This window comes from Echinicola sediminis, from assembly GCF_054777495.1.
On the sequence record NZ_BAAHAP010000166.1, the window covers coordinates 1 to 6,056 of the forward strand.

A 6,056-nucleotide genomic window follows, 5' to 3' on the forward strand; every position below is an offset into this window, starting at 1 on the left:
GGGCAGTTAGGCAAAACACGAGCTCGATATTTGCTTTTTCCTGGAATCCCCACCCCCGAGACAGGAGGGCTTGTCTGCCAATTTCAACACCCTACAGTATCTAAAGACCTTTTGTCTTTTCCTTATGATACAAAGATAATACAGGCCGGTTTAAATTCAAATATTTTCAATAAAAAAGTTTAATTTTTACACTATCAATAACTTTATAAGTAAAAATTTACATAATACATAAAACAGAATATTATTTCGTAATGCTTTTTATCAAAATGTCAAATACACTCAAACTGACTAAAATCCCCTATGCTTTGCCCCCCTCCTCGCCTCTTAGGAACTCCTACCATCTCCTCCAAACAACACCAGACAATAAACCAATAATCAGTTCCTTCAAATGACATCCACAAACGCCCAATGAAGCCCTTAATAGTCATTATTCAATCCTGGACAATTGATTTGACTTAGCCTGAAGAAGTTGATTTCCGCATCAAGGCCTCTAAAGGAATGAACAAAAAAAGCCGTACCACTTAATTGAGGTACGGCCTTTCAAATAACCTATGATATTATATCAATCTGAGATTGATCAGTTGACATCCCAGAACAACTTATTGCTCAGCTTATCATTCGCTTGTACTTTGGAATAATTTTCCATGTTATAAGTCTGCTCAGACCCTGGATACATCCAACGGTTTGCAGGAAGACTTTGCTGATTGGAATTATCCACCCAAAAATCTAATTCAGGCTTCTTTAATCTACGGATTTCTGACCAGCTTTCATTTGGCTGAACTACATTGAAATGAAGCCATTTCTGTTCTGCTATCAATTCCAACTTTTCTGCAGAAGAAGTAGCGGCATCCCATGAAACAGCATCCATTGACAAGTAATCCTCAATAGCCGCATCAGTAGGCACCACTGGAGCTTCAGCATCCGCATTGTTGCTAATACCTCTCAAATACTCATAAAAACCTATCGATTGCTTGATGGCTTCCTCGTAGTGCATTTTAGCCGTGGCATCCTGATTTTCTCCAAGGTAGTATTCTGCTGCCATTAAATGTACTTCTGCCGCAGTCATGATAACACCTGGGAAAAACTGATTTCTACTGATAGTAGAACGATTATAAATGGCCAAAGTCTGAGTCAACACCAGTGCATTTTGGTCCGTTGGATTCATTAATGGATCAAGTCCAATATAATCTCCTGTTTCGGATTCCAAACCTGGCTCAAACACATAAGTCAACCTAGGGTCCTGATTATCCACCATGTGGTCCACGATAGCCTTTCCAGCTATATTTCCATCCCAACTTTCAAGACCACTTTGAAAATCATTCGCAGACATCAAGGTTCCCAAAGAATGGATTTGGAAAAGAATATTGCTATCATTTTCGGTTACTACCGGATATTCAGAAGGATTTGACAAAATGGCTCCGATTTCAGATTTAGCTCTTGCACCAAACTCACTAGTGCCACTAACCCTGGTAAGCATTCTTAACCTCAAAGAGTTTATATACTTCAACCAAAGGTCAATATCACCACGATTAACCAAATCTTGAGTTTTGAAATCCACTTCTACAGCCGCATTCAACTCTAGCCCACTCAATTCATCAGCGAAAGAAGCAAGATCGTCCAACATTTTTGCATAAATCGCATCAGCATTATCATAAGCTGGATAAGATTTAGTATAATCCCCTCCATTGGTACTCAACATGCCCGCCTCACTCCATGGAATATCTCCATACAGGTCGATCAACTGTTGCGTACGGTCATAAAAATAAGTGGTTGCAGCGATCACAAAAACGCGATTATCCTCTTTTTCCACTTCAGAAAGACCTGCATACACTTTTTGCATCTCGCGGAATTGGGCCATAAAGTTATAATAAACATCCCAACGCTCACTGACAGCTGCAGAACCAGGCACATATTGGTTTTCAACGTTCACCCACCCGGTAGCTTGGGTATACCTGTTTGAAGTAATTCTCTTCACCACAAAGTAATCCCTGTACCCAGGCAATACATAAAGGCGATTAGAATGCATCATCCCAGTAAACTGCTTGCCTACGGTAGTTTCGGCAAGTTTGGAGGGATCCGTATAATTATCCTCAAAATCTGATATAGAGCAACTCGCTAAGCCGCCAATCAGAAATACATATATAAATAATCTTTTGATATTCATGTTGTTAAATATGAGTTGTTCTTAAAATAACTATTAGAATTTCGCTCTTAACATCACACCATAAGTTCTGGTTGCCGGATTGGTACCTGCACTGGTCAATGATTGAGCCCATCTAGAACCTCCTGTCAATACCTCAGGATCTAGGTCCTTAATATTTCTATAAAGGAAGAACAAATTCCTACCGAATACCGAAATGTTCAAGTTAGACACGCCAATTTTAGAAGTGATGTAGTTAGGAACTGTATACCCTAAAGACAATTCTCTCATTTTTACATAATCATTATCCTTAACATACAACTCGTATCTTGACTGGCTGTATTGCGGCCCACCCCAGTTATAAGTATTCCAGTAATAGTAAGCTTGAGATATCACATTGTCATTCATCTCCCCGTCAGCAGTAACACCATCCATCATCATACCATCATGATAAACGGTCTCTCCATTAGGCCCTTGGGCAGTAGAATGCTCTACCTGAACACCTTTTCCATCAGCATCTAAATAATAAGCCAACCCACCTCTTTCTTCGTTCATATAGTTCAAACTTTCCTCCGTCAAACCACGGCTGATCATCCAGTTGATACCAGTTGGCATTACACTACCACCGATCTGAAAATCCATTACAGCTGAGAAGTTGAAGTTCTTATACCTAAAGTCATTGATAAAACCACCTACTGCATCAGGCATAGCGTTACCCACCTGAATCCAGTTTTCACTGTCGATTTTATAAAGACCATTTGGCTGAACGATTTTATTACCGTTTGCATCTGTTGCAATTGGACGGGCATAGAAATCACCCATAGGTCTACCCACAATGGATCTTAGCTGCGCCGCATTTCCGTCGTAATCTGCATGTAATAATTCAGTAGCGTTATTGGCCAGTTTTTCAACCTTGTTAACGTTTCTAGCGATATTGAAAGTAGCATTCCAACCAAAGTCTCTGCTCTCCATCAATGAACCGTTCAATGAAATTTCAACACCTTGATTTCTCAGGGTACCAATATTCGTAAATACTGAACCTGCACCGGCAGAAGAAGGCAATGTCAAAGGCAAAATTTGGTCACGGATCTGGGCATTATAATAAGATATGTCCAAACCGAATCGGTTGTTGAAGAAACGGGTATCTAAACCAAACTCAAATTCATGCTTTTGCTCTGGCTTAATACCATCGTTACCAAAATTGGAAGGAATCGTTGTATACAACACATTGTTACCTCCAGGCTGCTGTACCCCAAGAGAATTTTGGTTGTAAGCAATATTAGCCCTATACGTATCTGGATAATTACCCACGATACCCCAAGAACCTCTTAGCTTAGAAAAGGTAATAAACTCAGGCAAAGTAACCGCATCCGAAATAGCGAAACTGGTGTTCACAGATGGATATATAAAGGTATTGTTGTTTGGATTCATGGTGGAAATCCTGTCACGTCGAAGAGTCCCCTCTACAAACCAAACGCCTTTAAAATCAAGGTTAAGAGTTCCCATCGCTGCATCAATCACACGGTGTTCTCTCATAGACCCATTGTTAGGAAGATTGGTAGAAGCAACAACGTCAAACAAATTCTCCGTGCTCAGACCTCCATTGGTTCCTCTACTAATACTTCTAATACTCTCTCTTCTGGCAGTATAGCCTGCCATAGCACTTAATGTCACTTCATCGGTGATTTTTTTAGTGTAATTAAGCATTAAATCACCGTATAGGATATTGAACACTTCTGACTGCATACCGAAATAACCTGATGGTCCAAAGGCCAATGGTCTAGTAGTGGCTTGTTTATCTTCTGAATAACGGCTGGTAAAATCAGTAGAAACACGTGCCCTTAAGTTCAACTCATCAGTGATATCAATATGGTTAGTCAAACTACCAATCACACGATTACTAAGTTCAGATGCTCTATGTTTGTTTACTCTCCACACATAATCTGCAATATCCCCTCTGAATCCATTTCCGGTGATATTTTCATCCGGAGTCAAGCTTTGACCATTACCAGTAACGAACCTGTAGCCTCTACTGGTCTGATACCTGTCCAAATACCAAGCTCCATTATCAAAACGGGTCATCATACCGCCGAAGTTATTGATCATTCGGTCAATAGAATAAGGTCTATTCTTGGTATTTTGATTGATGTAGTTGATCATCAAATCCGTCTTGATCCTCTTGCTTACCTTATAGCTGGAATTCAAGTTCACAATGTTCTTGCTGTTACTGGAATTCAAACTTAAAGCCTCATTATCCTGACGGGTCAAGGAAAGACGGAAGTTACCATTCTCTGTGGCATTTGAGATCGCTACGTTTACTTGAGAACTCACCGGGTTATTGAACAGTGCCGCATAGTTATCTTCCTGAGCCACATATGGTCTGGACACGCCATCCCATGCCAACATCGGCTCTCCGTCAAATACAGGACCGTAGTTGGTAGTAGCATTGGGAACCGTACGCACACCGTTCTCAGTATAATTGAACCCATCTTCTGCTTGACCTAAGTCAACAACATGTTTAGGCAAACCTGGACCTCTCACATTTTGATACCTTGGCAAATAGGCGATTTTATCTACAGTATAATTGGCACTGAAATCCACATTCATACCTTTTTCGCCCGCCTTACCTTTTTTGGTGGTAATCAACACTACACCATTTACGGCTTCTGAACCGTAAAGCGCTGCAGCAGAAGCTCCTTTCAGAATGGAGATATTATCAATATCTGCCGGGTTAATGTCCAAAAGGCCGTTACCCCTCAAACGCTGATCTCCCCAATAGTTATTATTGGTCACTTCCTCATTACGGATAGGCACACCATCCATTACAATCAATGGCTGGTTTTTACCGGTAATGGAGTTCACACCACGGATCTGGATATTCACCGCAGAAGTTGCTCCACCAGCACCCGTTTGGATCCTTACACCCGGTGCTTTACCGTAAAGCGCTGAAGCTACGTTAGGAGTACCTACTTTCACCAACTCATCTGACTTGATGGTACTAGTAGCATAACCTAAGGCCTTTTGCTCCTTGGCCATACCAAAAGCAGTCACCACCACCTCATTAAGTGCCGATGCCTCTTCTTCCAAGATGATGTTGATTTCTGTCTTGTTGCCTACCTGGACCGTTTGGGAAGTAAAACCCAAAAACGAGATTTTCAAAGTCGCTCCTTCAGGAACATCCAAGGAAAAGTTACCATCCAAATCGGTGATGGTTCCCTTACTTTGGCCCTGCACAGTAACAGCAGCACCTGGCAGTGGCTGACCATTAGTATCCTTTACCGTACCTTTTACGGTAATATCAGCCTCCCTTAAGCTGATAGCCTCATTGGCTAGAGCAGTATTTTCCAAATTGTTTCCGGCCGCATAGCCTGAAAATACCACTCCTCCTACCAGCATACTCTGCGCTAGCAGGAGTTTGCCCTTCCTTAGGAAAAGCGATTTGGGATTTAATTGTTGGGTAATTTGTTTTTTCATATTTATAAGTTTAGGTGAAAGAGTTGTCTCATTGTGAAAGCCTGATACGGACTCATACCGTAATCATTTGCAATATTTTTTTCAGCACCATCACTTAAAGCATCCGTTTGCTTTAATGGCATCTTGATGATGGTCTTTTGCTTTTTAAAATCCAATCTTCAGCTATCTGGCAAATCCCAAAAGAAGTTCACCAAACAGCCACCTTATGCAATCGTTGTCGAAACCAAAACACCAGTTAATAAAAACTTAACATTCCGGTAGACAAATCCTTAATATGATGTCAGAATAGAGAGGCCTTTCCATCTTTTTTCGTAAGGCCAAAGTAGAAAGATATTTCAACTATTCAAAATTAATTTCAAAAATGTTTCCGCACACAATCAATTTGTTTGCGAAAACACCAAACGATAATCGAAAATTTAGATTTACTGAATCCCTTAAAAAC

The 6,056-nt window shown here is 40.7% G+C and carries 3 protein-coding genes; 1 reads left to right on the forward strand and 2 read right to left on the reverse strand.

Annotated elements, in window-relative coordinates:
- Window positions 1-183, forward strand: a 183-nt coding sequence (locus ACYVAA_RS21995; RefSeq protein ID WP_460546043.1) for a hypothetical protein, incomplete at its 5' end; no start/stop codon positions are given.
- A gap of 394 nt (window positions 184-577) precedes the next feature.
- Here the strand turns inward: ACYVAA_RS21995 and ACYVAA_RS22000 are convergent.
- A complete protein-coding gene (locus ACYVAA_RS22000; protein WP_460546045.1) occupies window positions 578-2,164 on the reverse strand; it encodes a RagB/SusD family nutrient uptake outer membrane protein in 1,587 nt (528 codons plus the stop codon).
- Between the two features lie 33 nt (window positions 2,165-2,197).
- Window positions 2,198-5,614 (reverse strand): SusC/RagA family TonB-linked outer membrane protein, encoded by a 3,417-nt coding sequence (locus ACYVAA_RS22005; protein ID WP_460546047.1) that lies wholly within the window; start codon window positions 5,612-5,614, stop codon window positions 2,198-2,200.
- Window positions 5,615-6,056 lie beyond the last annotated feature (442 nt).

Coding starts and splice junctions, on each gene's coding strand:
- ACYVAA_RS22000 (WP_460546045.1), bottom strand. CDS start 2,164: ATGAATATCAAAAGATTATTTATATATGTATTTCTGATTGGCGGCTTA.
- ACYVAA_RS22005 (WP_460546047.1), bottom strand. CDS start 5,614: ATGAAAAAACAAATTACCCAACAATTAAATCCCAAATCGCTTTTCCTA.